Here is a 3,075-nt window from a genome sequence, read left to right on the forward strand (position 1 = left end):
TCATCGGCCTCCTTCTCCTCCTTCCCGTTCGCGCGCCGCGCTGACGGGCGGGGGCGTCAGCCGCCGAGGATGTCGGCGAGCAGCGGCAGCAGGCGCGCGAGCTCGGCGCGCTCGGCGTCGCTGAAGTCCGCGAGCGCCTGCTCGACCGCGCCGCGACGACGTCCGCGGAAGCCGCCGATCAGCCGCTCCCCCTCCGCGGTGAGCACGATGCGCGTGCGCCGCGCGTCGGTCGGGTCGGCCTCCCGCTGCACGAGCCCGAGCTCGACGGACTGCTGCACGAGCCGCGACGCGCGCGGCTGGTCGACGCCGATCTCGTCGGCGAGCTCGCTGACCGACAGGGGGCTCGGCGCCGCCGCGAGCACCTCGAGCAGTCGCATGCGTGCGGGTCCGCCCAACCGGGCGCCCGCCCAGGGCGGCCCGTGGTGATGCGGACCGTGGCCATGACCGCGCGGACCCCATCCGGGCGGTCCGTCCGGACCGCCCTCGGCCCAGGGCGGAAGCCGCCGGGCGCCGCGCAGCTGAGCGAGCGCCGCCGCGATCGCGTCGGCGGCATCCGAGGTCTCGTGTCCGCTCATCCTTCGAAGGTACCCGTCCCGCCGCGACGCGCGCGGCGCCTCGACGCCGTGGTCATTCACATGTCACTTGACATGAATCCATACTCCATGTCACACTACATGTACATGCACTTCGACATGTATCTCGCGGCCGATCTGAAGGCCGCCCACGAAAGGACCACCATGAACGACTTCCACGACAGCGACGACAACGACACCGACCCCGCTCAGACCGCCGACCCCGGCCGTCGCCCGCTGGGCTTCTGGCTCCGGCTCGTCGACCGCCTGATCGCGCACGAGTTCGCGACCGCGTTCGGCGACGAGGACGCCACGCGCCGCGACTGGCGCCTCCTCTCCCTCGTCGACGCCGCCGAGACGGCCGACGCCGCCGAACGGCTCGGACGCCACCGCAAGCGGCTCCGCGGACTCGTCGAGCGCGGCTGGGCCGTCGAGACCGACGGCGTCTGGAGCCTCACCGACGAAGGCCGTGCCGCCAAGGAGCGGCTGGGCACGCTGGTCGACGGCATCCGCGCCAAGGTCGCCGGCGCCGTCTCGCCCGAGGACTACGCGACGACCCTGGCCTCGCTGCAGGCGATCGCCCGCGAGCTGGGCTGGGACGAGTCGCAGCCGATGCCGCGCGGCCCGCGCCGCGGCTTCGGACGGGGCTTCCGGCCGGGCTTCGGGTTCGGACCCGGCTCCGGGTTCGGGCCGGGGTTCCATCCGGGCGCCGGGTTCGGGCCGCGCTTCGGTCGCGGGTTCGCGGCACGCGCCGGGTTCGGACCGCACGCCGGCCCCGAGCACCGCACCGGGCTCGGGCCGGACGCCGGCCCCGAGCACGGCTTCGGTCCGGGCTTCGGTCCCGGACGCCGCCACGGGCACGAGCACGGGTTCGGGCCCGCTCACGCCGGGCACCACGGCATCCCCGACGACGCGGCCGAGCACGACTGCCCGCGGGGCGGGCACGGTCGACGCGGCCGGCACGGCGCGCAGCGCGCGTTCGAGCGCGGCTTCGCGGCCGGGTACGACCGCGGCGCCGCGTCGCGCGACGCCTGATGCCCGTGCCCGCCACGGGCGATCCGTGGCGCGTGGGCCGTCCGGGTCGCGGCATCCCTCTCACCGGGGAATGCCGCGACCCGGCGTTGCGTCGTGTTTCATATGACATGCGCCGCCGACCGGCAGCCCGATAGCGTCGCGGGCATGACCTCCGCTGCCGCCGCCCCGTCCCCCGAGGGCTCGAAGGGGAACCAGTTCGACTCCCTCCCCGCCGACGCGTTCAAGGAGCTCTTCCGCGGGCACCCGGGCGGCGTGGCCGTGATCACCGCGGACGACGGCACGGGCCCGGTCGCGCTGACCGCGACGTCGGTGGCGTCCGTCAGCGCCGACCCGCCGCTCCTGGTGTTCTCGGTGTCGGCGCTCTCGTCCGCCGCCCCGGTCATCACGAACGCCGACACGGTCGTGGTGCACCTGCTCGACGCCGACGACCTGCACCTCGCCCGGCTGGGCGCGACGAGCGGCGTCGACCGCTTCGCCGATCGCACGGCCTGGACGCGACTGACGACCGGCGAGCCGGTCTACAACGGCGTGCGGGCATGGGTGCGCTGCGCCGTGATCAGCCGCATGGATGCCGGCGGCTCCACCGTCATCGCCGCGCACGCGATCGGCGCGAGCATCGAGCGCGACATCGAGCCGGGCCAGCCCGGCGGCGCGCTCGTCTACCACAACCGCACGTGGCATCGTCTGGGCGAGCACTCCCGCCTCGACTGATCGTCAGTTGCCGGTGGCCCCGGCATCCGTCACGCCCACGTCGGTGACGTGGAAGTTCTGGAACGAGCGGGATGCCGTCGGCCCCCGCTGTCCCTGATACCTGTTGCCGTAGGGGCCCGAGCCGTACGGGCTCTCGGTGGGCGACGACAGACGGAAGAAGCACAGCTGGCCGATCTTCATGCCGGGCCACAGCTTGATCGGCAGGGTGGCGACGTTCGACAGCTCGAGGGTCACGTGCCCCGAGAACCCGGGGTCGATGAAGCCCGCGGTGGAGTGGGTGAGGAGGCCCAGTCGTCCGAGCGACGACTTGCCCTCCAGACGGGCGGCGACGTCGTCGGGCAGGGTCACGCGTTCGAAGGTGGAGCCGAGCGCGAACTCCCCCGGGTGCAGGATGAACGGCTCGTCGGGCTCGACCTCGATGAGATGGGTGAGGTCGGGCTGGTCCTGGGCCGGGTCGATGAACGGGTACTTGTGGTTGTCGAACAGCCGGAAGTACCGGTCGAGCCGCACGTCGACGCTGGACGGCTGGATCATGGCCGCGTCCCACGGGTCGAGGCCGATGCGTCCACCGTCGAGCTCGGCACGGATGTCGCGGTCACTGAGCAGCACGACTTCAGCGTAGCGGCCGGGCGCCGCGCGCCGCGTCGGGCTTTGTTATGCTTGCCGGGCGCCGAAAGGCTGCCCGGGGATGTAGTTCAATGGCAGAACTTCTGCTTCCCAAGCAGACAGCGCGGGTTCGATTCCCGTCATCCCCTCC

Annotated in this window: 4 protein-coding genes and 1 tRNA gene; 3 read left to right on the forward strand and 2 right to left on the reverse strand. The window is 73.2% G+C overall.

Translation table 11 applies throughout. The features are described from left to right. Positions 1-56: 56 nt before the first annotated feature. Complete coding sequence (locus tag WML84_RS14285; protein WP_347346806.1) at positions 57-575, reverse strand: MarR family transcriptional regulator; 519 nt, start codon at positions 573-575, stop codon at positions 57-59. A gap of 87 nt (positions 576-662) precedes the next feature. Here WML84_RS14285 and WML84_RS14290 point away from each other — a divergent pair, with 87 nt between their 5' ends. Together WML84_RS14290 and WML84_RS14295 are read left to right on the forward strand one after the other, a co-directional pair. Next, positions 663-1,607: a hypothetical protein gene (locus tag WML84_RS14290; RefSeq protein ID WP_347346807.1), complete on the forward strand. Its 945-nt coding sequence runs from the start codon at positions 663-665 to the stop codon at positions 1,605-1,607. Positions 1,608-1,751: 144 nt separating this feature from the next. Further along, positions 1,752-2,318 (forward strand): flavin reductase family protein, encoded by a 567-nt coding sequence (locus WML84_RS14295; RefSeq protein WP_347346808.1) that lies wholly within the window; start codon positions 1,752-1,754, stop codon positions 2,316-2,318. 3 nt (positions 2,319-2,321) lie between these two features. On the opposite strand, the gene dcd is transcribed toward WML84_RS14295, so the two are convergent. Further along, entirely contained in the window at positions 2,322-2,927 is a 606-nt protein-coding gene (gene dcd / locus WML84_RS14300; protein ID WP_347346809.1) for a dCTP deaminase, read from the reverse strand. Between the two features lie 75 nt (positions 2,928-3,002). Here dcd and WML84_RS14305 point away from each other — a divergent pair. Continuing rightward, positions 3,003-3,073 (forward strand) — tRNA-Gly (locus WML84_RS14305). Positions 3,074-3,075 lie beyond the last annotated feature (2 nt).

It is taken from the genome of Microbacterium sp., assembly GCF_039812165.1.
GTDB lineage: Bacteria > Actinomycetota > Actinomycetes > Actinomycetales > Microbacteriaceae > Microbacterium.